The organism is Microcystis sp. BLCC-F209 (assembly GCF_041928595.1).
In the GTDB taxonomy this organism is placed as follows: domain Bacteria; phylum Cyanobacteriota; class Cyanobacteriia; order Cyanobacteriales; family Microcystaceae; genus Microcystis.
Genome location: NZ_JBHFLL010000225.1, coordinates 1 through 21,619 on the forward strand (window position 1 = coordinate 1; position 21,619 = coordinate 21,619).

A 21,619-nucleotide genomic window follows, 5' to 3' on the forward strand; every position below is an offset into this window, starting at 1 on the left:
ATCGAGAATTTGAAAATAAAGAAGAACTGGAAAAAGTAGTCAATCAGCTTTTAAATGAAGGGGGATTGATTATTAAATGGAGTAGAAAACTTAAAAATAAGGGTAATGCTGTCAATGTAACTTAAATGCGTAAAAGCTTATAGAGAAAACTTCTGGCGATCGCTCTTAAATGGAATGATATACCGAAAGTTTTCGTATAATATGTATACTTTGCACGGCTACAACTTGCATTTTTTACTCAAGGACAATAATATAGTGATCGCCGATCTTGTAGGGTGCGTTCCCTAATGCAAGTCCTACTGCTCCAGCGATCAATTTTGGGGAACGCACCACGCCCATGGATTGAAGTTGTGGGTTTAAGTGCGATCGCCGATCTGGTAGGGTGCGTTCCCTAATGTGGCTCCCACTGCTCCACTAATCGATTTTGGGGAACGCACCATGCACATTGATTGAAGTTGTGGGTTTAAGTGTGGTGTGGGCTAATCTGGCTAACAGGCTTTTGGACGTGATATAAGGATAGTATGGGTGACGGTTTATCTGATGACGGAGAATGGATATGTGGAGGATGTTTTTCAGGCATTGCTTACCCCGCTAAAGGTTAAAATGATCATGAAGCGATAGAATTACTCTAATGAAACTAGATCGTATTACGAGCCATCCAAACCGTATGAATGGGCAACCCTGCATTCGTAATCTTCGCCTTACGGTTCGTCGAGTGATTGAGCTACTGGCAACTTATCCCGATCGAGCAGAATTACATCAAGAGTTTCCGGAACTGGAGGATGAAGATATTCGACAAGCCCTAATTTTTGCCTCTTCCTACTTGGATGATCGCATCATTGAACTTCCTAATCGCTATGAAGCTGTTGCTTGATCAGGGACTACCGCTTTCTGCGGCAACTTTATTATGTGATGCTGGGATCGACACTATTCATGTTGGTGAAATAGGGATGTCTGAAGCTGAAGACTCAGACATTATCCAAAGGGCTAGAGACGAGGGACGGGTTGTTGCTACTCTCGATGCGGATTTCCATACATTGCTGGCACTTGATGTGGCGAATACTCCTTCAGTCATTCGCATTCGGGTTGAAAGATTACGCGCCCAAGCACTTACGAATCTTTTGTTGACAGTAATCGCTGAGTGCGAGGAGGATTTAGAACAAGGATCAGCCATTACGGTTGAGCCAAGCCGTATTCGTATTCGTCGTTTACCATTAGTGTCTGATGTCTAACGGAAACGTTATACTGAATCGGTTTTTAATACCATGATTAACCCCCAATCCAACTTGAAAAACCCGCTCCCTTCTCCCCACTGCTCTAACAAAAAACAACTATCTGCCGATAGCGATCGCTAAAGGTCTAATAATTGTAAATTTTTGTCAAGGGGTGCGGTCAGATCGAAGAATCATCGCTAGAATGAGCCTAATTGTCAGGAATTTAGTTAAACAAGGTTTTTGGCAATATGCTAATCTGGCTAACACGCTTTTGGGCGTGATATGGGAAAAAGTTCTGGCAATCGCACCTAAATGAAGTGATATACCGAAAGTTGACCCATATCGTTACTCTGGAGAGTGTTATGCAGAAAGTTTCCGTACAATATGTGGTTAGACGGAAATTTGTTTTAAAGAATTAAGGATTTGACCAAATGAATGAATTGATCGGTTCATTAATCGGGACTTTAGGTAACATGGCTGTTGGGAAAATACCAGATGTTATATCTTCAATAGCAGGATCACTTGATGCTCAAAGAGAGAGAAAAGAGAAAGAGGAGACTTTCAACCAAAAATTAAAACAAAGATCAGAGGCATTATCACAAAGACAACAGCGTCCCGGCTTATGTAATATTGCCTTGATTACCCCCGATGGGGAAAGAATAATGATGCAATCATATACACAATATTATGCAGGAGACTATATTATTTATGAATTAAGCTATAGGAATCTCGAAGATGGTAGATGGAGCGGTAGTTATCGGAAAATGTCTAACCATTTATTTTCCAGTGATAGCTTTGAACGGGGTCAAAATAGAAGAGTATGTATTGAAAAATCCCGAAAATCCTTGCTAAAATTAATTCAACAGCAGATTGTAAGAGAAATTGACTAAAGAGCGATCATATCGCACTGTTTCTTGTACATAGTCGCCGATCTGGTAGGGTGCGTTCCCTAATGCAAGTCCCACTGCTCCAGCGATCGATTTTGGGGAACGCACCATGCCCATTGATTGAAGCTGTGGGTTAAAGTGCGATGCCGCTCTTGTGGGCTCAGTTGGGGAATGTTAGCGAAGATTCCCAATGTTTGGGTTAAAATAGAGGGCAAAAGTTGCCACAGGGTCAAGCCAATGACAGTTCGACAACCCCGCTACAGCAAAGAAGAATTCGCTCGACGTGGTAATGAGATTTATGAATCTCAGGTACGTTCTCAAGTGGAGGAGGGAAATCAGGGGAGAATTGTGGCGATCGACATCGAAACTGGAGCGTTTGAGCTTGCCGACGATACGATTACTGCTACCGATCATCTCTAGGAGCGTGTCCCTGATGCTCAACCTTGGCTGATTCGGATTGGACATAGAGCCGTCTTCCGTTTTGGCAGTCGCAGCCAGAGAAAGCCCGTATGATGTGTGGGGATGGGTCTTTTGTATGGCTTTAAACTTCAGATTGAGGCAGTGGAAGGTGGGCGCGTTACAATTGAGGCGCTATGACTCAGCCAAAGTTATCGGTGAAGACGGTCTAACTTTACCGTTATACTGAATCGGTTTTTAATACCATGATTAACCCCCAATCCCACTTAAAAAAACCCGCTCCCTTCTCCCCACTCTCCTATAACTTTTAAACAGGATTTAGTATGACTATCTAGGGTCTGCTGAATAAGTACGGGCGAAGCATTCGGATAGAAAATCTACGTTTTCACCGATAGGTTATTGCCCGAATGCTTCGCCCCTACAGGACGCGGGCCGATGAAGACGCAAGGTTTTGAACGACGATTCTCTCAAAATCTGGCACCTGTTTCGCGAGAAAAGCCCCAAAACCCTTACTTTGCCTACATTTCAAATTTATTCAGCAAACCCTATCTAAATTACTCGTTAAGACTGTCTATGAGCAGGGAGCAGAGAGAAAAAACCTAACTCCCGATGACTGAAAGCTGATCACTGACAAAACCTATCCCAAAACGATCAAATCGCGCAGGGATTGAATTTCCTCGGTTTGTAAACGCGCCCCAAAAGTAGAAACTACCCGGGCAGCCGCTAGAGAAGCGAGATTTCCCGCTCCTTTGTAACCCATACCGTGGGTAATGCCGTAGAGAAAAGCACCTGCATACATATCCCCCGCGCCGACGGTATCGATCGCCTGTACGGGATGGGGGTCAATTTCCAGGAGATTTTCGCCATCATAGATCAAAGAACCACTGGCACCCCGGGTGATAGCGAATCCTTTGGCAATGGTTTTAAAATAGGCGATCGCTGACTCAATTTCCTCGCTGCCGGAAATAGTCAAAGCTTCCGACTCATTAGCGAAAACTAAATCTAACCCCGTTCCGATCATTTCCAGTAATCCCTCCCGGAAGAAGATCGCCATATTGGGATCCGACAGGGATAAAGCGGTTTTCACTCCAGCAGCCTGAGCAATTTCTCGCCCTTTAATAGCGGCAGCTTTGGCAGTGGGAGAGGTGACGAGATAACCTTCGAGATAGAGATAATCGGCATTAGCGATCGCTGAAGGTACTAATTCCCGTTCGGAAATTTCCCCAGTGATGCCGAGAAAAGTATTCATGGTGCGATCGGCATCGGGAGTCACAAAAACTAGACATTTTCCCGTGATTCCCACCTCTTTTTCGCCGCCGTGTTCATTGGTATGCAAACCACAGGCCCGCAGATCTTGTAGATAAAACTTACCTAATTCGTCATTGCCCACTTTACAGGAATAGAAACCTTTACCTCCCAACTGAGCGATCGCTACTAGGGTATTCGCCGCCGATCCGCCACCGCTGCGTTTACAATCAAGAGCCAATTTTTCCATCAACTGGGTTTGACGATTTTCGTCCACCAGCGTCATCACTCCTTTATCGATGCCTAATTCTTGCAGTAATTCAGGAGAGACTTGAAATTCCATATCGACGAGCGCGTTACCGATCCCATAAACGTTGTATTGTTTGCCCATAATTTAGTCGATCGCCTAAAAATACTTTGTTATTGATAGTAGGGAAATAAGGAGCAAAAAGCTAGGGGCTTTTTTCAGCCAGAGAATACCATAATCAAAAATAATGGGTGTGCTAGTCTCACACCCCCAGTAATTTGTGTTAAGTTTTGTTTAACGAAGCCACTTTAAGCCTCATCGTAGGCTTCTAGATCCAACAGATAAAGATAAGGTTCGGCTAATTCCTGCCTTTGAAAAGCGATCGCTCGCAACAGGTGCCAATCCCGCAAAGCCTCGAAGGGGTTACTATACTCATCTTTTTCTAGTCGTTCGGCCAAAGAAGCAATATCAGCGGCGGTATATTTGGCAATATCTTGATCAGTGAAGCTTATAACTGTCATTTCTGCACCTCCCTCGACCTTTGTTCTATTTCTAGCCTAACATATATTCTGAGTTGAAAAAATGCCTTGACCGCCAAGTTAAGAACTGTAAATGGAAGGGTAATTGTGGTACAATTCCAGCAAAAAAGCTATTTTTGGTTGATCTTCTATGAAAACAGCCCTCATTACCGGTGCTTCCACCGGTATCGGTGTCGTCTTTGCCCGTCAACTTGCCCAACGGCAAATGGAGCTAATTTTAGTCGCTAGATCTAGGGATAAACTAGAACAATTAGCAGCGGAATTGGGGGAACAATACGGGGTAAAAGTGACGGTTATCGTCCAAGATCTGACCGTTGCTGGAGCGGGAAAGCTAGTATATGATACGGTGAACCAAAAAGGAATCAACGTTGATTTACTGGTAAATAATGCCGGTTTTGGTGGTTATGGTGCTTTTAGCGAGCAGGATTTAGCCCGACAGTTAGAAATGATCCAGTTAAATAATCTGGTATTGGTGGAATTAAGCCACTATTTTCTCCGTCCCATGCTTGCTGGTGCTGGGGGGGCAATTATCAATGTTGCTTCCATTGCTGGGTTTCAACCGCTGCCCTATCTTTCCGTCTATGCGGCGACAAAAGCCTTTGTCCTCAGCTTTAGCGAGTCTCTCTGGGCAGAAAATAAAGACAAAGGCGTTGAAATCCTCGCTCTTTGCCCCGGTCCGACGGAATCGAATTTTTTTGAGGTGGCCCGATTTCCCAGGGCTTTTATGGGCAAAAACGGCCGGTTAGATTCGGCGGAAGTGGTAGTAAAAGAGGCTTTAACCGCCTTGGCAAACAAACGCCCCAACGTGGTAGCAGGTAAATTGGCTAATAAAATTATCGTCAATCTGCCCCGTTTTTTACCTAGAAGTTGGATCGTGTCTTTGATAGAAAAGCAATTCAAGCCATAACTAGAATCAAGCTAATTAGAGCAATTGCTGATAGGATTTTAAGGGAATACCTGTCCGGTTTCTCACTTCGATGGCCGAACGATAGACACCGTTTTTTTCTCTTTCGGCGACAATTTTATCGGCCAGGGAAAAGTCAAGACCGAGATTGACTAATTCCTCAACAGAGTGGTAATTTAAACAACGCCAAGAAACGTCAACTTCTTGGCGAATATCGTAGGCAAAGATAATCAAAGGTTCCAGTTTTTTGAGATAATTTTCCGGTAAACCAGCCAGGAAGTGTAATTCTTCTAAATGGGTAAAAATATGTCCTTCATTACGGACAGAAACGATATCATTGGCATAGACAATCGGCAGCCCTAATTTATGAACCAGATCGTTGGTAGAACAGCTGTTAATATCAATTTTTTCAAGAGGAGAGGATGACTGTCTAGAATCGGTTCTATTTGCCGAAGCTATTGGATGGGAATTAAGCTGTTGACGGATGTATAAACCCAGGCCGATTTGGGCAAACCAAATTACGATAAAAGACTCTTGTGTAAGGAAAATAAGGGAGATAATTGTCAAGGCAATGCCGACGGATAACCAACTTTGGTTATTAGTTTTTTTGCCAGCATTAGCAATGGCAATCCCCCCAAAAACTGGGACTAAAGATAGCCAGATCCACTCGGAAGATTCGGGAGGGCGAGGAGAGAGATTAGACATATTTTTTTAAAGAGAATCTAAATATTTTCTGCGTTTTTCTTCGTATTCTTCAGCAGTAATAATTCCCTGATCGTAAAGCTTTTTAAGCTGGAGTAAAGTAGCGGTTTTTTGCTGACCTGATTCTGGCAGTCTTCGCTCTGTACTGTTGGCGAGATAGTTAGGATTGTATTTAGCATCAAAAGCTTGATCTGACATGATGATTAAACCAATAAATTCAAAAAAAGCAATGATGCCGGGGATAAAAGTCCAGAAGAAAAGTAGATAGAGAACACCAGCCAAATTTTCCCCTAGATAAAATTTATGGATGCCAAGATAACCGAGAAAAAAGGCTAGTAAAGCCGCTATAGTTCTATTTCTCATAATTTTTAGATTTCCCTAATTTAGCCAAAAGAAAGTATAAAACCACGATGCCTGCCTGTAATTCCAAGAGAGTAATATAACCCTTGACTAGATAATTTAATTCTAGGGAGGAATTAAAGGCAAAAACTAGCACACCCAAGACTAAAAAAGGCAGTAAACGCCAGCCAGACTTGGGTATTTTTATTCCCGTACTGTTAACCTGATTCATGGGCTAATTCTCTAGGTTGGTCTTTTTCGGTGATAGTCGCAAAATCGGGCTTTGTCAAGGGGTAGTTTGATTAACTTTTAGCATCTCAACGAGGATATTATGGGCATCCTTGGCTGATTCTAGGGTGCGCTCAAAAGGTATTCTAATTGTTTGACTCTCCCCTAATTTTTCTACGGCTAAATCCATGCCTTGGGGATCGATGGAGAGCATTTGAGCCGTTTCTGCATCGGTAATATTACCGTAAACTTGAGCGTAGAAAAGCACGGCATCACCGTGATCTTTGTTCATGTGTTTACAGATGCGATCGCTAATGGTGGGAGTGATAGTTTCAGACATAATATTCCCGAAAAAAATCGATAATAAGGTGGGGACGGATTAAAGCCAGTTCTAAATCGAGGCCAATGGGGGGATATTAGTTAGGGTAGCGTATTTAATCGCTCATTGCCAGATAATTTGGGCGTGGCCATGGCAGACATCAATAATAAGTTTAATATTATTTTCTTGACAAAAATCCTTAATTGTGCATTAACCTAATTGTCCCACTTAAGGTCAATCGGGGTAGAAAGTACAGTCTGGGGCTGTCCGCGCATTTAAATTGCCTGTTGAGATGAGACAAGAGGCAACAGTAAAGGGATTGGGAGAGATTCAGCTAATCGGATAAGCGGTTAAAATGCCTCTTAGCTTCAAACCCCACACCCTGCCCCCGACAAAACTTTTTCAGCACACCCTATATATTTTATCGTTCACAACCAACAACAGAAGCGGTGTAGGTATTACCGATGTGCTGAATACCATTGACAAAAAGATTGACTAAAAAAGGTTGATCATTTGCCCGTACTGTGGCAGTAATTGTTAAGGGTTTATCGGGTTCGATTCGTACTCCATTAGTATTAAAAAATTCCTCGTTAGTTTGATCGCTATACTTGAGAAACAGCCGGATATCAAAGGAGGCAGCCCGGGGGACAGAAACCGTAACGATAAACCTCTGAAAACGTCTCCCCCCCGGCACTGCCCAATCGGTATTCCAATTATTACGAGTTATCGTGACACCGAAAGGACCTGGAACAGTGGGTTGTGAGACGCTTTTCGTAACTTCACTACCTTCACCCCCTAATAAAGAAAGTGGCCGACAATTTTGCGCCGCTGCCGGTAGATGTGAGCTTAATAATACCGCCGATAGACTCAATAACCCAGTGATAGAGGTTAATTTCATCATTGATTTTGTCTCCAATTAATAGATAGAACACATCTAAAAATTATAGATGATCATGACGGTAAAAAAAGGCGATTTAACTTAATTGAGGTAAATTACCAGAAAAATGCCGATCATCAACCTTAATTTTCAAAAACGGGGTTAAAATTGATTCATAATTTCCATATAAATATGTTCTAACTGTACCGTCTGACGGGAGATAGAATCAATATTAATGCCGTCAAATGCCCGAATAATATCGCTTAATTCTAGATGTTCATCTAACCAAAAAGCTAAATCTTTACCGTAAAATTTGGCAGTAAATCCTAATTGTTTACCTCGATTTATTGCCGCTTCTTGATCCTGGGTATCCATGATAATAATTTCTTTCGCAGGAATGTGCTGACGCAGCTGATTTAAATTACCTTCGGCAATAATACGACCTTGTTTTAAAATCCCGATACGTTGACAGAGACGCTGTGCTTCATCGAGGAGATGAGTAGTTAATAAAATTGTCATTCCCTGTCGCCGTAATTCTCCGATTAAATCCCAAATTTCATAACGAGATTCGATGTCTAAACCAGTAGTTGGTTCATCGAGAATTAATAATTTTGGCTGATGAACAATAGCCACGGCAATATTCATCCGGCGCTGCATTCCACCGCTTAAAGTTTCCACCGGACTACGGGCGCGATCAAGCAAATTTACTGCCGATAAACTGGCTTTAATCCGATGACGACGCTGGGGGCGATCGAGTCCATAAATCTGAGCAAAAAAGTTGAGATTTTCCTCACAAGTAAGGGATTTGTACAATAAATTTTCTTGTGGGGCAACCCCAATTAATTCTTTAGTAACTCTAGAAATTGGCAAATAATTAAATGTAATTTCTCCCGATGAGGGTTTTAATAAATTACAAATTAAGTTAATAGTGGTGGTTTTTCCCGCACCATTGGGACCGAGTAAACCGTAAATTTCCCCCGCTTCAATATGAAAGTTTAATTGATCTAATACTAAGCGTCTTCCGTAATTTTTTTTGACATTACTAATAGTCAGCATTTTTAATAAAGTAACGAGGATAGTCAGGATTTTTTAAGCCATCATCCGTCAGCTAGGTAATAGTAAGAATAACAGGGAAATTGGCTAATTATACTGAAAAATAGGAAGCTGAATAACTGATGGTGGGTTACTGCGAATAGATAAATTAATGATTAAGTCTGATAATTTGTCTCCGCCTAACCCACCCTACCTAACTGATAACTGATCACTGATAACTGATAACTGATTTACAGTCGGCGTTCAAGGTTTAACATTTGTCGATAGGTAAGCCAACCACCTGCTACCATAGCTAGAGCAAAAAGACAGAGAAAGCGAAAATGAGAGCTAATATCTTGTAGATTTTTGCCCTTTGCCCAAACAGCAATTAAAGCTTCATTCATGTGGTAGATCGGGTTATATTTAGCCAGAGATAGAATATTGTCGGGGAATAAAGCAGTCGGAAGAAAAACGCCGCCTAAAATTAATAAAGGAACACCAAAAGTTCCCACCAAGGCATTAACATCTTCCGTTCTTTTCGCCAGTTGAGTACCGAGGATAAATCCTAAACCCACATAGGCGGTGATACTAAGAAAAATAATTAATAATTCTAGAGGAATTGAGCCTTTAAAAGTGGCTCCATACTGTTTAGCAATAGAATAAACTAAAATTGTCTGACAGGCGGCAATCGCACAATGGGCGAGAAAAATGCCAATAAAATAGGAAACACCGCTTAAAGGCGATAAAAATAACCGTTTAATCGTTTGTTGTTCCCTTTCTGCTACTACCGTTGCCACGGTTCCCCCTAAACAACTAAAGAAAAGTGCCGCCCCGACGAGGGTAGGAGGAGTAGCCAGAGCCATTGCCTCGGCAAGCTCAATTTTGCCTTTTTCTGCCATAATATAGCCATTTAAGAGCAGGACAAGGATCGGGAAAATGCCCCAGAGGATTAAGCTACGCCCGCGTCGGATTAATTCTACTAAAATTCGTTGAGCGATCGCTAAAATTTCCTGCCAATATTTCATAGAATGTTAGTGTAATTGTTTCTCCCTGTAGAGAAATAAGTTTTCCTACTTTCGACTTAGGCTTATTGTAAGTGTTCCAGAGCTTGATCGGCACGCAATCCTACCACTATGTCCGTTTCTGTCTCCCGAATCTGTCCTAAAAGTTCCCGAATCGCCCCGCGAAATGCCGCCGCCGCAGTTCCTAATCCCTCTAATCCGACGATCGCCGCATATCTAACCACCCACTCTGGATCCCCTTGCGAAAGTTTCTCCAGTGCCGCAAAAACAGCCTTCTGAGCCTCAGAAACCCGACTTTCCTCCAAATCAGACCAAATTATATTTCCTAAGCCTCTAGCCGCTCCTCGCCGCACGCTAAAGGAAAAATCACTCACCGCCGCCTCAAGCAATAAGTCCAATCCTCGCACATCGCCAATTCCCCCTAGGGCGCGGGTTGCCCAAGCTCTCGCCCCATAATTATAACCGTCTAGGTTGGCTAGTAAATAGGGAACCGCCGCTTTGCCAATGGCGATTAAACCATCCACGGCTGCCACGGAGGCACCGGGGTTATTATATCTCAGCACATCGGTGAGGGTGGGTATTGCCGCTTCACTTTTGGCGGCGGCTAAGTTTTCCACGGCGGTTAGTAACTCATTGGCTGAGTCGGCTTTTTCGACGGCAATAATTAAAGTCTCAACGGTGGGAAGCATTGGTTATTAGTAGAGGGGATGAGGTTAGGCGTTGGGGTGTGGGAATTATGAATTATGAATTATAAATTATAAATTATGAAGTGGGAAGAATAAATAAAAATAATCTCCTGACTCCTAACTCCTGTCTCCTAACACCGCCAACAAACTCTTAAAGATAATTTTATCGCCAAACTTTTTTCTGTAAAATCTGATTAATTTCTTGGGGAAAAGGACAATCATTGGGAAAGTTAAAGGATTGATAATCGGGGTTATCTCGCAAGCTTTTTAAAGCCGTGGCATAGCAATCTAAAAATACTTGATCCCAGTAGGGTTTTAAACTAGGAGAATCGCCCAAAAGTTCTTCTAGTTCCCGTTGACTGCGCCTAATAGTTTCTTGCCAACCTCGATAATCCTCAACGTAATCAGTATAGCAAAGTTTGAGGCAGTGTGTTGACTTCTGCCCAAACTTTCTATCGTTCCAGATCAGCAGCAGCGAGTAACCTTCGCCATTGTACCAAAGACTCCATACCGTCCGCTACACTGGGGGTGTTATGCTGTTTACTAAGGTCCTAGGGAACCTAAAATCCCATTTTGGGATTATTCTAAAATAGGTTTATCTTGGAAATGCTAACTCCTGTGCTCATTAAAGCACGATGAAATCTATTTTTAGCCCAGAGTACCATGTCTTTCGTCGATGCCTGATCGCCGCTCGTAAGGATGCGAATTTAACTCAAGCAGCCCTCGCTAAAGCCATCAAAAAGCCGCAATCTTTCGTTGCCAAATACGAAAATGGTGAAAGAAGATTAGATGTGGTTGAGTTCCTTCTGGTTAGTCGTGTAATCGGTGTAGATCCTTGCGAAATTTTAAAGCAAGTTGAGCAAGCTTGTCAGTCCACATCTTGTGGGGAAGGGTTATGAATACAGAAGATGTTATTAGCCTGGCATCGCAATATCTAGATGATTTGTCTGGACATAGATTTGACCTATTAGACATTGCTAGACCAATATCGGTTGCTGCAGCAGTTAATTTAGCCAAAGTAATTTCAAAGCTATCACCACTATTGGGAAATCTGATTGAATTTAACACTGTTGAGTTTTTAAATAAGCAGGAAATATTTGCGCCGTTTGGTGAATGGAAAAGACAAGATCCAGGATTTCCTGATACTGTCTTCATGGGTAGCATCCAGCCTACCCCAGGATTAGAAATAAAAGCATGGTTCCCATTAGCTACTGAAATAACAGCCCGTTTCAAAGATAGTCAAAATCATTTTCAGTTTGATCAAACCTACGTTTCTCTAATAGCTTGGCTGCCGGAAGCGGTAATTTATGGCAAACCCAAGATTCTAGATGTATGCGTTGTCTCTGGCTTTTCAGTGGCTAAAGCGAGAGATGATCATTATCATAATCCTCCTGATTACCTTGTTCTAGAACCCGAAGATACAAGCCAAAGGAGAGCAAATTTGCAACAAACAAATACTAATGGATACAAATTTCAAGGAACGGACGAAGAACTATTTCAAGCTGAAGAAATAGTTAATTCTTGGGGAAATGATGGAAGGCTTTATAAGCCGACACAAGAGTATCAAATGCTCTTGCGGGAACTGATCACTCGCTTCAAATATAGATTAGACACTAATTTTGCCAAAATGGACAGGATTTTACATCCAGGAATTGAGGATTTTAAAAAGCGTGTTTATCGAACACAGTTCTCTGGAATGAAAGTTGGACAGTGGAACAGGCTTTTAGCTAGTCGTCGAGAGGAGTTAATTAAATCTGCTTTAAGAGAACACCTTGGCATTAAAGAAGGGAACATTGATGAACTACTTGACTAAACCTTTTGACTCCATAATAGAAATAAGTTTCGTCAATTTCACAAGCGAAAGCTTTTCGATTCAGGATATTGGCAGCTAAAGAGGCACTGAAAAGCCCCCCAAATGGTTCCCAAACCACATCCTGTTCCTCACTTGAAGCTGCAATAATTAATTTCATCAGATCCAGTGGCTTTTGATTTAAGTGAACAGCTTTACCATCCTTAGACTTAATTCGTTCATCATCGCGCAAAGCTGAACGATCCCAAACATTTGTAAAACCATGAGGGCAATTAAATTTAGAGCGCATCTTCTCCCACTCTTTACCTGTTAAAGGACGCTGGCCATTTTTAGAAAAATAGGGTTTTCCCTCTGGGTTTCCGTGTTCGTTGGCATAGAAAACTAATTTTTCAAACATTTCGGGTGGGGGAAAATACCATAAATGTCCTTGATCAAAATATTTTCTTGTTGCCGCATCTGCAACACCACAAGCTAAATTAGCTTGACGCAAAGGTAAGCCCGATCTTAACCATTCCTTTCGGAGCCATTCTTTAATTGTTAAGTCAGCAATTTTGACTTCTCTAACGTATTGGACGCAAACCTCTGTAACCACTGGAAAACGCCTTATTTTCTCTGTGTTGACATTACCTGCAATATGACCTTTTCCTTTATTCCATATATTACAATTAACATATCGCCAGCCAAATTTCTCAAGTATTGGATGTACCACAGCCCAGCCAATTTCTGAGTTCCAAAACCAAAGAGTTGTATTTGGCAAGGCCAACTTAGACCAAGCTTCCACATGAGGTTCATACCATTCAGGTAGGTCAAGATGATCTGATGTATCACCTTCAAATCCTAAAAGACCGTAGCCTCCGTCTGAGATTATTACTATAGGTTGTTCCCAAAAATCATAATGTTCAATGCTATTACCAAGACTCAGACTAACACTGCTGTTATTCCAAGCTGAAAAAGCTAGTTTCTCAGTAAGTTGGACAGTTTTGCCACGCCCAACAGTGCTTGTTGCTTTATTCTTCTTTATACTTGGCAGACGATGGGAAGGCTCAGGTATATCCATGGATTTTTTTATCGTCTTATAAACAGTATGAATATCAATACTCTATCCTGTTTTAGGATATTTGGCTACCCCATAAACCAATGACCTAGAAATTTAGCCTAAGACTAGCAAACTTTCTATCTCCTCGATCAAGTTTTCCCAGTCAACTTGATCAAAGTTTTTTTGTTTTAAAAGAGTGATTGTTTCGTTCAGCCAGCCGACATAATCGGTTTGAATTAGCATAAAACCTCTGGATTTTATGAGTTTAAATTTCCCTAGAAAATAACCAATTATTTACAGCATTTCTCATAGAGATAAAGTATAACCTGATCGGACATCGTCTCAGATTTGACCGTCTCCTAACCCCACCAACAAACTTTTTAAGATAATTTTATCGCCAAACTTTTTTCTGTAAAATCTGACTAATTTCTTGGGGAAAAGGACAATCATCGGGAAGGTTAAAGGATTGATAATCTGGGTTATCTCGCAAGCTTTTTAAAGCCGTGGCATAGCAATCTAAAAATACTTGATCCCAGTAGGGTTTTAAACTAGGAGAATCCCTCAAAAGTTCTTCTAGTTCCCGTTGACTGCGCCTAATAGTTTCTTGCCAACCTCGATAATCCTCAACGTAATCAGTATAGCAAAGTTTGAGGCAGTGTTCTAAGATGGTGGTTAACCGGTTGCGGAGTTCACGTTTTTGACTTCTGCCCAAACTTTCTATCTCCTCGATCAAGTTTTCCCAGTCAACTTTATCAAAGTTTTTTTGTCTTAACAGAGTGATTGTCTCGTTCAGCCAGCCGACATAATCAGTTTGAATTAGCATAAAAACCTCTGGATTGCATCGGTTTTAATTTAGATACAAAATAACCAATGATTAATTACAATAAACTATCCATTAAAGTGAGAATTTCCGAGATATTTTCGCCCCTAGAATTAGTTTTTAGATGGTTTTCTAAAAGTTCCTTGAGAGCAACCAGTTTCAGACTATTTTCCGCCAAAGTATTAGCGATCGCAGGGGCAGCCGGCAGATAACCCGTAGCGCCTAAATCCATTAAAGCAGAACGACGCAGCTGTAATTCTTCCCCTTGCAAGGCATTAATCAGAATATCGCCATAGTGGGGGTTAGTCGTGAGTTGATAGAGGGCGCGGGCAGCCGCATAACGCACTTTTTCGACGAAATGCTTTAAAAACGGTTCAATCAGGGGAATTGCTTCCGTCGCTTGCAGGGTTCCCAAGGCTTCGATAATCGCCTCGTAGGGTTGGACTAAATGGGGTTTTCCCGCCACTAAAACAGCCCCTTCGATGCCACCCTCTAATAGTTTCTTTAAAGGTGCGATCGCACTTCGATCCTGAAGCATTTCCAATGCCTGGGCAGCCGATTCGCGCACATAATAATCTTCGCAGTCGAGACAGGCAATCAAAGCGGGAAGACAACTGAGATCATCTAATTTCCCTAAAGCGCTGGCGGCATTGCGTCGCAGGGGATAACCGCCATCGGGAGTGCGATCGCTTTCGTCCTCTAAAGCGGCAATTAACGCCGAAATCGCCTCTGGTTGACGAACACGAAATCTACCCAACCACCAAGCGGCATAATAACGCGCGCCTAGGTCTTCTCTTTGCTGGATATTAGCGATCGCTTGTTCAACAGTATAGGCCGGATTATCGACTGGAGGAGAGTAAGAATCGCTCATAGACAAGTGAAAATGGGTGTTGGGGAATTATGAATTATGAATTATGAATTATGAAGTGGGGAGCAGGGAGTGGGGAGAATAAATAAAAATAATCTCCTGACTCCTGAATACTGACTCGGAGAATACTGATAACCGACTCAGTTTTTCATAGTTGCCGCACCCTTGCCAATACCGGAATAAATCAAACCCCGTTGAGCATCGAGACTAATGATCACCCCTTCGCGGATAATTTTCGTGGCATTTTTAACCCCGACAATCACAGGAATACCCAATTTTAAACCGATAGTAGCGGCGTGATTGTTCATCGCGGTATCTTCGGTGATAATTCCGCCAGCTTTCCGCATCATATCCACATATTCGGCACTGGTGGTGGGAACGACTAAAATCTCCCCGTTACTAAAACTACCCACTTCCCGGGCATTATGGGCCACTCGCGCCCGGCCACTGGCCACACCCTGGCCGATACCTGTACCCTTGCCCAAAAGGGATTTTACCACTTCCACCTTAATTAAATCCGTGGAACCGGCCACCCCTTGCAGAGTTCCCGCCGTCATCACCACTAAATCACCATCTGCGAGGAGGTTATTTTCCTGGGCAAGATTCATCGCCACTTGAAAAGTTTGGCTGGTGGAGGGTAAATCGAGCAATAACATCGGTTTTACGCCCCAAACTAGCTGTAACTGCTGTGCCACTTCCCGATGGGGAGTAACGGCTAAAATCGGGGTTTTGGGGCGAAATCGGGAGACATTACGGGCAGTAGAGCCAGTTTTGGTTAGGGTAATAATTGCCGCTGCCCCCAATTGTTCGGCAATTTGACTGACTGCCGAGGAAATAGCATTGGGAATCGATTGTTTATTGTTAGAGCGAGCGGCACTATTGATCTGTTCCCGTTCGATCCTTTCGGCAATGCGGGCCATGGTTGCCACTGCTTCGATGGGATAATGACCCACAGCCGTTTCATTGGAAAGCATGACCGCATCAGTGCCATCTAAAATCGCATTAGCTACGTCAGAAACCTCGGCGCGGGTGGGACGAGGATTACTGGCCATACTGTCAAGCATTTGAGTGGCGGTGATAATCGGGATGCCTAGCTGATTAGCGGTATTAATCAGGCGTTTTTGCAGGATTGGCACGTCTTCGGCTGGTAATTCTACTCCTAAATCTCCCCTGGCCACCATAACACCATCACAGAGGGATAAAATTGCCTCCATTTCCTCGATCGCTTCGTGTTTTTCAATTTTAGCGATCACGGGGATAGATTTACCCGCGCTGGCGATTAATTCTTTAATTTCGAGTATATCTTGGGGATTACGCACAAAACTGAGGGCGATCCAATCCACATCCCACAGCAGTCCGAACATTAAATCTTTTTTGTCCTTATCGGTTAACGCTTTTACCGACAGATAAACGTTGGGAAAATTTACCCCTTTATTACTGGATAAGACACCCCCAACCACTACGCGACAGGAAAGATCACCTTTCAAACGATCCACTGATTCCACCCGCATTTCGACTTTACCATCATCGAGGAGAATTCTCGAACCTTCTGGGACTTCTTGGGCGAGCGAGGGATAGCTAATGGAACTTATGTCCTGATTACATTCCACATCCCTAGAAGTAAGGATAAAGGGTTCCCCCGGTTTCAGGGTAATCGACCCACAGGCAAATTTACCTAAACGAATTTTTGGTCCCTGCAGATCCTGAAGGATGCCAATCGGTTGATTGAGTTCAAAGGCTAACTGACGGATCAGATTAATGCTGTGACGATGGTAATCGTGATCGCCATGGGAAAAGTTTAATCTAAATGTTGTCGCCCCCGCCTTGATCATCTGACGTAATGTTTCCTTATTTTGCGAGGCCGGGCCAATCGTGGCCACAATTTTAGTGCGACGGGGGAAAGACAGAGAGTGCATAGATAAGCAACTAAATAGGCGAAGTAAATATAGCAGCGTTTGGGACGCTCCGATCATCTTCTCATAAATGGCTATATCCAGTGAAAAGTTAAAAGTAAAAAAACGGTGAGATCTACAAATCCCACCGTTCTTATTGATCGAGTCCGTCAACTCAGCTTAGAAACGGAAAGTTGTCCGGATGACACCCACCAAAATGGCGTTACCTTCGTTGTTACCGTTGAAGACCGCATAGGCACCGGGAGTAATCAGGATGTTTTTGGTGACTGGGAACTTATACTGGGCTTCTACCATGTAAGAGGTTCTGCTTTCTTTATCGGAACGGGGTACTTGACCACCACCTAAAGAGAAGGCCGCACCTTCGGCAAAGAGGTCGAGGACGGAAAGATTCAGGTTCCAAGACCAGATACCAGTGTTATTGTCTCCGATCGCAGCATTAACTCCCGTGGCCGAGGCATTGGCATAACCCCCCCATGCCCCTAGATTTAAGACTCCAGGGATAACCTGGGCGCTCGCTTGAAGACCGAAACGGTCGGCTACAGTAGCAACGTTACCGAAGGGACGCTCAGTCAGAGGGCTGCTGACGTTACCGAATAAACCAGAACTCATACTATCCGCAGTTTGATAACTGCGAACATAGACGAAGTTAATATCGGCAAATTTGATGAAGGAGAAACCAACCTGAGCGCCAGCACTGTAGGAACCGTTAAATAAACCGCTACCAGGGTTAGGATTGCTGGCTCCATTAGTGCCACCACTAGCTAGATAGGTTCCTGTGACTTGGAAAACATCCCCGATATTAAATCTGACCGCCGCACCAACACCATCGGGACCGCGGAAGACGATGTTATTGTAGCGTTGACCGCGAGATAAAGCACCTGTACCGCTATCGGCGAGGAAGGGGTTAGTAGTGATGAAAACGTCATCTAGGTTTAACTCGTTAGCACCAACCCAAACGGTGATTTTACCGAAGGGAGTATCGATGGGAGCGCGGTAGAACAAGTCATCGATGGTGACATCGTTGTCCCGGCCATTATCGTATGCTAGACGGGTCATGTTGGTTCTCGTCGGACCGTTTTGGTTGAAAGTGGTGTTAAAGTTACCTGCTTGTAAACGGGTTCTTAACAAATCTTTACCGGTGAAGCTGGTTTCAAAGTTGAGACGAACCCGGTTATTAAATACTGTTTGGCTCTGATCTTGATTGGTGCCTCTAGTCACCGTACCGTCGGTATTTCTAAGGAGAGCCTGACCACCGAAGCTATCGGCGACACTGAAGATTACCTCACCTCTGAGTTTGGTGGTGGTAGAAAATTGATTATTTTCCAAGAAAGAAACCCGCTGTTCCAGGTTATCTACTCTAGCCCCTAAAGCCGCTAGTTCGGTTTCAAATTCTTTAACAAGACGTTTTAATTTATCGATGTCTTCTCTGAGTACAGCGATACCATCTTGAATTAAACGTTCCATGACGTTTAAACAAGCGTTTAAACCGGCGGCAAATTCCCAACGAGTCGTGGCCCGATCACCGCGGAAGGTACGGTCGGGATAACCAACGATACAACCGTAACGTTCTACAAGACTTCTTAAGGCTTCGTAGGCCCAAGCGGTGGGGGATACGTCCCGCAGTTGGTTAACGCTAGTCACCTGAGACATGGAACCCTGATAGACACCTGTATTGATCTGCTGACTACTTTGGGCTCGTTGAATGCGATCGAGTTGTTGTTGCGCTACTGGATCAACTTTGAGTTGAGGTGTACCGGAAGTTTGAGCTACGGCACCACCTGCAGCGGCCAGGGAAACACCCAATACTAAAGGAGTTACCTTTGTTAAATTCTTGAATAGTTTTGACATGGGTCAATCCTCACACCTTAATTTTATGGATTGAATGGACTATGAATACAAACAGACTATCTACTTAGCCTGAATTATACTCACATTCTATGCTAATTCCCTCTTGGCTAGGTTAAGTTAATTTTATGATATGACAGAAAAATTTCTGTCTAATCTTATGTAAGATTAGGACTTACGCACTTTACAAGTCCCCGATGACGTGCATCACCCAAAGTTGGTCGTTTCAGACTTTTGGCGATTAACTTCCCAACAATAGCGATCGCTCAAAAGCCCTCAAGCAAGAAATCATATTAAAATGCCCGAAACCCATATAACACATTTAGTCAATCCTGTCAATGGGTAATTTCTAAAGATTTTGTTAAGATGTCAGCCTTATCAGTTATCAGTTATCAGTTATCAGATGTGAGTTTTCAGTTCACTGTTTACTGTTCACTGTTCACTGATAAAATCTCCCCACTTCCCCCCGCAACGCGCACGAAGTGGTCTCCCCACTTCCCCACTTCCCTAACAATAGTTGTGTGAACTAGGCTCGATCGAGTAAGTTAGAATCGAGGATGATAGATATAGTGCTAGACTTCGGGGTTAGAATATAGCTCGACTCTAGAAGTTAAAAACAGCAAGATTGCTGCCGAAAGCTGACGGCTAATGGCTAACCGCTATAGATAAAGACTCGATTCTTGAATTTAAGCACCGAGAAGGGAGATAAAGATGGTCAATTTTGGGCTGAATTCGGCCAGTATCTTAGGAATTTTTCTGGCAGTAGCCGGAGCCGGGTTATACTTCCTGCGCTCGGTGCGGCCGGAACTTTCCCGCGATCATGATATATTTTTTGCCGCCGTTGGGTTACTGTGCGGTTTAATTCTACTTTTTCAAGGGTGGCGACTGGATCCGATTTTGCAATTCGGACAATTTTTGCTGACTGGAGCAGCGGTTTTTTTTGCCTTCGAGACGGTAAAATTAAGGGGTTTAACCACGGAACAGGCCCGCCGCGGCACGTCTTTTGTCGATGAACGTCCTGTGAGTCGGGAATATCGGGCCGAATTGGAACCCCTCGACACCTACGAACCGGAGGAACGTTACGAAGATAATCCCCGTTTACGCGGTTACGATGATCCCCGCTCTTCCCGTACTTCTAGTTATCAGGACGAGGAACCCCGCAGCACCCGCACCCGTCGGCCGGCCGATACCGGCAGTCGCAAAACGGCTAATCGTCGTCCCCGCAATAGTTCCCCCACTAGCGATCGAGAGGTTTATGATCAGCGCCCTAGCGGTGATGATTGGGAAGAAACCAGTCCCCGTCCACGTCGTCGTCCCGCTAGTGAAGAGACGAGCAGTAAACCGCCCCGCACTAGCCAAAAACGCCGTACTCGCCCAATAATTGCCGATGATCCGCCATTTAAAGGGGAATACGTCGATTATCAACCGATCGATCCTAGGGATGCTGGCGATCAAGAAGATTGGGAGAGACCAGATAATAGTGAACGGGAGTCGAGCAATGATAATCAGACTAGGTTTGATTATTAAGGAGTAGGTCCGATGACCAAAGCTCCCTTTTTGCTGTTTATCTGCTGGTTTTTAGGGGTTATAGGCGGTTGTAATCTCAATAACCCCGGTTTCTCTACAGGAACCCTAAATAGTCGCTATAATGACGAAAAACCTGCCCTGAGCGGTGATGGTCGTTGGCTGGCTTTGCTGTCTAATCGTCGCGGTAGTAATCAGATGCTGCTCTATGATTTGCAGACAAAACAATACCAGACCCTAGGGGGATTATATACGGGTCAAGAAATTACCGATAGCCCTAGTTTAAGCCAAACGGGGCGTTATCTGGCTTATGTGGTGATTATTGAAGGTCGTCCCGTCATCGCTTTATATGATCGCATTACCGATCGCTCTGAGTTATTGAGTCAAAATTATCGCGGTTGGTTACGAAATCCTCGTCTTAGTCCCGATGGTCGTTATCTTGTCTTTGAATCCGCTCGTCGGGGACAATGGGATGTGGAGGTTCTTGATCGCGGTCCGAATATCGAGTTAGATATTGCCGATGGCAGTCCCGTTGAAAGTCCCAAACCGTGAAACGTTATTTTTTTATTAGTCTTGTTGCTGTAATTAGTTTGTTAACTGGATGTGCGGGTTATCCGAGTTTACTGTCTTTTCCTTTCGATCGAGGGGGGAGAAGTTTAAATAGTGCTGCTAGTGAATTAACTCCCTATCTTGCCTCTCGCTATCTCGTTTTTGCTTCCGATCGCAATGGTTCCCAAGCTATCTATCTTTTTGATGCTATTGATCGCCGTTTACTGCCTTTACCCGGCCTAAATTCTCTCGATCAGATCGCTTCTAGTCCTTCCATTAGTGAAGATGGTCGTTATATCGTTTTTACTGCTAGTCGTCAGGGAAAAACGGCGATTTATCTGTACGATCGACAAACTCAACAGAGAAGGGAAATTGCTCCCGATCTGCTCGCGGAAGTACGCAATCCGATCATCAGTGCCGATGGTTCTAAAGTGGCTTTTGAAGTGGCAAAAAATGGGCAATGGGATATTATGATTTACGATCTATCCGGACGGGTATTAGTCAATGAAAATCAGTGATTATTAGACCTCTTGTAAAAATCAAAAATTGTTGTTAGGGTTAGTAGTCAGTAGTCAGTAGCCGGTCGTCAGGAGAAT

At 43.5% G+C, this 21,619-nt stretch carries 24 protein-coding genes and 4 pseudogenes; 11 read left to right on the top strand and 17 right to left on the bottom strand.

Features of this window, described 5'->3' with window-relative positions; translation table 11 throughout:
* The 5 genes and pseudogenes from ACE1AQ_RS14565 to ACE1AQ_RS14585 all read left to right on the top strand — a co-directional run.
* Window positions 1–125: pseudogene (locus tag ACE1AQ_RS14565) on the top strand (IS630 family transposase); the annotation flags it as partial.
* Window positions 126–631: 506 nt separating this feature from the next.
* The gene (locus ACE1AQ_RS14570; RefSeq protein ID WP_002790012.1) at window positions 632–874 is read left to right on the top strand and encodes a DUF433 domain-containing protein; all 243 of its coding nucleotides are present in this window, start codon (window positions 632–634) and stop codon (window positions 872–874) included.
* A complete protein-coding gene (locus ACE1AQ_RS14575; protein ID WP_072927996.1) occupies window positions 858–1,232 on the top strand; it encodes a DUF5615 family PIN-like protein in 375 nt (124 codons plus the stop codon). The genes ACE1AQ_RS14570 and ACE1AQ_RS14575 overlap by 17 nt, the downstream gene beginning before the upstream one ends.
* 413 nt (window positions 1,233–1,645) lie before the next feature.
* Window positions 1,646–2,104 (top strand): hypothetical protein, encoded by a 459-nt coding sequence (locus tag ACE1AQ_RS14580; protein ID WP_002793882.1) that lies wholly within the window; start codon window positions 1,646–1,648, stop codon window positions 2,102–2,104.
* A gap of 234 nt (window positions 2,105–2,338) precedes the next feature.
* Window positions 2,339–2,614 (top strand): annotated as a pseudogene (locus ACE1AQ_RS14585) (hypothetical protein).
* A 541-nt stretch (window positions 2,615–3,155) separates the two neighbouring features.
* Here ACE1AQ_RS14585 and ACE1AQ_RS14590 read toward each other — a convergent pair.
* The gene (locus ACE1AQ_RS14590; RefSeq protein ID WP_110545504.1) at window positions 3,156–4,154 is read right to left on the bottom strand and encodes an adenosine kinase; all 999 of its coding nucleotides are present in this window, start codon (window positions 4,152–4,154) and stop codon (window positions 3,156–3,158) included.
* 164 nt (window positions 4,155–4,318) lie between these two features.
* On the bottom strand, window positions 4,319–4,531 hold the full coding sequence (locus ACE1AQ_RS14595) for a DUF2555 domain-containing protein (RefSeq protein ID WP_002732311.1): 213 nt from the start codon (window positions 4,529–4,531) through the stop codon (window positions 4,319–4,321).
* 148 nt (window positions 4,532–4,679) lie between these two features.
* On the opposite strand from ACE1AQ_RS14595, the gene ACE1AQ_RS14600 reads away from it, so the two are divergent.
* Entirely contained in the window at window positions 4,680–5,456 is a 777-nt protein-coding gene (locus ACE1AQ_RS14600; RefSeq protein ID WP_008201805.1) for an SDR family oxidoreductase, read from the top strand.
* A gap of 15 nt (window positions 5,457–5,471) precedes the next feature.
* Here the strand turns inward: ACE1AQ_RS14600 and ACE1AQ_RS14605 are convergent, their stop codons facing one another.
* From ACE1AQ_RS14605 to ACE1AQ_RS14645, 9 genes and pseudogenes are all read right to left on the bottom strand, one after another.
* Complete coding sequence (locus ACE1AQ_RS14605; RefSeq protein ID WP_008201803.1) at window positions 5,472–6,158, bottom strand: helix-hairpin-helix domain-containing protein; 687 nt, start codon at window positions 6,156–6,158, stop codon at window positions 5,472–5,474.
* Between the two features lie 6 nt (window positions 6,159–6,164).
* Window positions 6,165–6,518, bottom strand: a complete 354-nt coding sequence (locus tag ACE1AQ_RS14610; RefSeq protein ID WP_110545502.1) for an NINE protein — start codon at window positions 6,516–6,518, stop codon at window positions 6,165–6,167.
* On the bottom strand, window positions 6,508–6,726 hold the full coding sequence (locus ACE1AQ_RS14615) for a hypothetical protein (protein ID WP_106908083.1): 219 nt from the start codon (window positions 6,724–6,726) through the stop codon (window positions 6,508–6,510). Before ACE1AQ_RS14615 ends, ACE1AQ_RS14610 begins: the two co-directional genes overlap by 11 nt.
* A gap of 54 nt (window positions 6,727–6,780) precedes the next feature.
* Window positions 6,781–7,062 (bottom strand): DUF2470 domain-containing protein, encoded by a 282-nt coding sequence (locus ACE1AQ_RS14620; protein ID WP_106908084.1) that lies wholly within the window; start codon window positions 7,060–7,062, stop codon window positions 6,781–6,783.
* Window positions 7,063–7,462: 400 nt separating this feature from the next.
* Complete coding sequence (locus tag ACE1AQ_RS14625) at window positions 7,463–7,942, bottom strand: hypothetical protein (protein ID WP_002784577.1); 480 nt, start codon at window positions 7,940–7,942, stop codon at window positions 7,463–7,465.
* Window positions 7,943–8,080: 138 nt separating this feature from the next.
* On the bottom strand, window positions 8,081–8,974 hold the full coding sequence (locus tag ACE1AQ_RS14630) for an ABC transporter ATP-binding protein (protein ID WP_008201793.1): 894 nt from the start codon (window positions 8,972–8,974) through the stop codon (window positions 8,081–8,083).
* 227 nt (window positions 8,975–9,201) lie between these two features.
* Window positions 9,202–9,975: an ABC transporter permease gene (locus ACE1AQ_RS14635; protein ID WP_008201791.1), complete on the bottom strand. Its 774-nt coding sequence runs from the start codon at window positions 9,973–9,975 to the stop codon at window positions 9,202–9,204.
* 62 nt (window positions 9,976–10,037) lie between these two features.
* Entirely contained in the window at window positions 10,038–10,661 is a 624-nt protein-coding gene (locus ACE1AQ_RS14640) for a HEAT repeat domain-containing protein (protein WP_008201789.1), read from the bottom strand.
* 160 nt (window positions 10,662–10,821) lie between these two features.
* A pseudogene (locus tag ACE1AQ_RS14645) lies at window positions 10,822–11,085 on the bottom strand (DUF29 family protein); the annotation flags it as partial.
* Between the two features lie 208 nt (window positions 11,086–11,293).
* Here ACE1AQ_RS14645 and ACE1AQ_RS14650 point away from each other — a divergent pair.
* Together ACE1AQ_RS14650 and ACE1AQ_RS14655 are read left to right on the top strand one after the other, a co-directional pair.
* Window positions 11,294–11,557, top strand: coding sequence for a helix-turn-helix transcriptional regulator (locus ACE1AQ_RS14650; RefSeq protein ID WP_002774832.1), 264 nt, complete (start codon window positions 11,294–11,296; stop codon window positions 11,555–11,557).
* On the top strand, window positions 11,554–12,471 hold the full coding sequence (locus tag ACE1AQ_RS14655) for a hypothetical protein (RefSeq protein WP_110545499.1): 918 nt from the start codon (window positions 11,554–11,556) through the stop codon (window positions 12,469–12,471). Before ACE1AQ_RS14650 ends, ACE1AQ_RS14655 begins: the two co-directional genes overlap by 4 nt.
* Here ACE1AQ_RS14655 and ACE1AQ_RS14660 read toward each other — a convergent pair.
* The 6 genes and pseudogenes from ACE1AQ_RS14660 to ACE1AQ_RS14685 all read right to left on the bottom strand — a co-directional run bounded on the left by ACE1AQ_RS14660 (window position 12,437) and on the right by ACE1AQ_RS14685 (window position 18,953).
* Window positions 12,437–13,525 (bottom strand): DNA methyltransferase, encoded by a 1,089-nt coding sequence (locus ACE1AQ_RS14660; protein WP_110545496.1) that lies wholly within the window; start codon window positions 13,523–13,525, stop codon window positions 12,437–12,439. The two genes, ACE1AQ_RS14655 and ACE1AQ_RS14660, sit on opposite strands and share 35 nt — an antisense overlap.
* A 108-nt stretch (window positions 13,526–13,633) precedes the next feature.
* A pseudogene (locus tag ACE1AQ_RS14665) lies at window positions 13,634–13,747 on the bottom strand (DUF29 family protein); the annotation flags it as partial.
* A 148-nt stretch (window positions 13,748–13,895) separates the two neighbouring features.
* Window positions 13,896–14,327 (bottom strand): DUF29 domain-containing protein, encoded by a 432-nt coding sequence (locus ACE1AQ_RS14670; protein ID WP_110545493.1) that lies wholly within the window; start codon window positions 14,325–14,327, stop codon window positions 13,896–13,898.
* Between the two features lie 55 nt (window positions 14,328–14,382).
* Window positions 14,383–15,195: a HEAT repeat domain-containing protein gene (locus ACE1AQ_RS14675; protein ID WP_008201786.1), complete on the bottom strand. Its 813-nt coding sequence runs from the start codon at window positions 15,193–15,195 to the stop codon at window positions 14,383–14,385.
* Between the two features lie 137 nt (window positions 15,196–15,332).
* Window positions 15,333–17,108 (bottom strand): pyruvate kinase, encoded by a 1,776-nt coding sequence (gene pyk, locus ACE1AQ_RS14680; protein ID WP_110545507.1) that lies wholly within the window; start codon window positions 17,106–17,108, stop codon window positions 15,333–15,335.
* A 156-nt stretch (window positions 17,109–17,264) separates the two neighbouring features.
* Complete coding sequence (locus ACE1AQ_RS14685; RefSeq protein ID WP_110545491.1) at window positions 17,265–18,953, bottom strand: iron uptake porin; 1,689 nt, start codon at window positions 18,951–18,953, stop codon at window positions 17,265–17,267.
* A gap of 708 nt (window positions 18,954–19,661) precedes the next feature.
* Between ACE1AQ_RS14685 and ACE1AQ_RS14690 the strand changes: the two genes are divergently transcribed.
* Genes ACE1AQ_RS14690 through ACE1AQ_RS14700 form a run of 3 tightly spaced genes read left to right on the top strand, consistent with a single transcriptional unit; the run spans window position 19,662 to window position 21,541 of the window.
* Window positions 19,662–20,477: a Ycf66 family protein gene (locus tag ACE1AQ_RS14690; RefSeq protein ID WP_008201781.1), complete on the top strand. Its 816-nt coding sequence runs from the start codon at window positions 19,662–19,664 to the stop codon at window positions 20,475–20,477.
* 12 nt (window positions 20,478–20,489) lie between these two features.
* On the top strand, window positions 20,490–21,026 hold the full coding sequence (locus ACE1AQ_RS14695) for a TolB family protein (protein WP_008201778.1): 537 nt from the start codon (window positions 20,490–20,492) through the stop codon (window positions 21,024–21,026).
* On the top strand, window positions 21,023–21,541 hold the full coding sequence (locus tag ACE1AQ_RS14700; protein ID WP_008201776.1) for a TolB family protein: 519 nt from the start codon (window positions 21,023–21,025) through the stop codon (window positions 21,539–21,541). Before ACE1AQ_RS14695 ends, ACE1AQ_RS14700 begins: the two co-directional genes overlap by 4 nt.
* Window positions 21,542–21,619: the final 78 nt, after the last annotated feature.

Bases quoted from the DNA above. Each gene is read 5' to 3' on its own strand.
- ACE1AQ_RS14570 (WP_002790012.1), top strand. From the start codon at position 632: ATGAAACTAGATCGTATTACGAGCCATCCAAACCGTATGAATGGGCAA.
- ACE1AQ_RS14575 (WP_072927996.1), top strand. From the start codon at position 858: ATGAAGCTGTTGCTTGATCAGGGACTACCGCTTTCTGCGGCAACTTTA.
- ACE1AQ_RS14580 (WP_002793882.1), top strand. From the start codon at position 1,646: ATGAATGAATTGATCGGTTCATTAATCGGGACTTTAGGTAACATGGCT.
- ACE1AQ_RS14590 (WP_110545504.1), bottom strand. From the start codon at position 4,154: ATGGGCAAACAATACAACGTTTATGGGATCGGTAACGCGCTCGTCGAT.
- ACE1AQ_RS14595 (WP_002732311.1), bottom strand. From the start codon at position 4,531: ATGACAGTTATAAGCTTCACTGATCAAGATATTGCCAAATATACCGCC.
- ACE1AQ_RS14600 (WP_008201805.1), top strand. From the start codon at position 4,680: ATGAAAACAGCCCTCATTACCGGTGCTTCCACCGGTATCGGTGTCGTC.
- ACE1AQ_RS14605 (WP_008201803.1), bottom strand. From the start codon at position 6,158: ATGTCTAATCTCTCTCCTCGCCCTCCCGAATCTTCCGAGTGGATCTGG.
- ACE1AQ_RS14610 (WP_110545502.1), bottom strand. From the start codon at position 6,518: ATGAGAAATAGAACTATAGCGGCTTTACTAGCCTTTTTTCTCGGTTAT.
- ACE1AQ_RS14615 (WP_106908083.1), bottom strand. From the start codon at position 6,726: ATGAATCAGGTTAACAGTACGGGAATAAAAATACCCAAGTCTGGCTGG.
- ACE1AQ_RS14620 (WP_106908084.1), bottom strand. From the start codon at position 7,062: ATGTCTGAAACTATCACTCCCACCATTAGCGATCGCATCTGTAAACAC.
- ACE1AQ_RS14625 (WP_002784577.1), bottom strand. From the start codon at position 7,942: ATGATGAAATTAACCTCTATCACTGGGTTATTGAGTCTATCGGCGGTA.
- ACE1AQ_RS14630 (WP_008201793.1), bottom strand. From the start codon at position 8,974: ATGCTGACTATTAGTAATGTCAAAAAAAATTACGGAAGACGCTTAGTA.
- ACE1AQ_RS14635 (WP_008201791.1), bottom strand. From the start codon at position 9,975: ATGAAATATTGGCAGGAAATTTTAGCGATCGCTCAACGAATTTTAGTA.
- ACE1AQ_RS14640 (WP_008201789.1), bottom strand. From the start codon at position 10,661: ATGCTTCCCACCGTTGAGACTTTAATTATTGCCGTCGAAAAAGCCGAC.
- ACE1AQ_RS14650 (WP_002774832.1), top strand. From the start codon at position 11,294: ATGAAATCTATTTTTAGCCCAGAGTACCATGTCTTTCGTCGATGCCTG.
- ACE1AQ_RS14655 (WP_110545499.1), top strand. From the start codon at position 11,554: ATGAATACAGAAGATGTTATTAGCCTGGCATCGCAATATCTAGATGAT.
- ACE1AQ_RS14660 (WP_110545496.1), bottom strand. From the start codon at position 13,525: ATGGATATACCTGAGCCTTCCCATCGTCTGCCAAGTATAAAGAAGAAT.
- ACE1AQ_RS14670 (WP_110545493.1), bottom strand. From the start codon at position 14,327: ATGCTAATTCAAACTGATTATGTCGGCTGGCTGAACGAGACAATCACT.
- ACE1AQ_RS14675 (WP_008201786.1), bottom strand. From the start codon at position 15,195: ATGAGCGATTCTTACTCTCCTCCAGTCGATAATCCGGCCTATACTGTT.
- pyk (WP_110545507.1), bottom strand. From the start codon at position 17,108: ATGCACTCTCTGTCTTTCCCCCGTCGCACTAAAATTGTGGCCACGATT.
- ACE1AQ_RS14685 (WP_110545491.1), bottom strand. From the start codon at position 18,953: ATGTCAAAACTATTCAAGAATTTAACAAAGGTAACTCCTTTAGTATTG.
- ACE1AQ_RS14690 (WP_008201781.1), top strand. From the start codon at position 19,662: ATGGTCAATTTTGGGCTGAATTCGGCCAGTATCTTAGGAATTTTTCTG.
- ACE1AQ_RS14695 (WP_008201778.1), top strand. From the start codon at position 20,490: ATGACCAAAGCTCCCTTTTTGCTGTTTATCTGCTGGTTTTTAGGGGTT.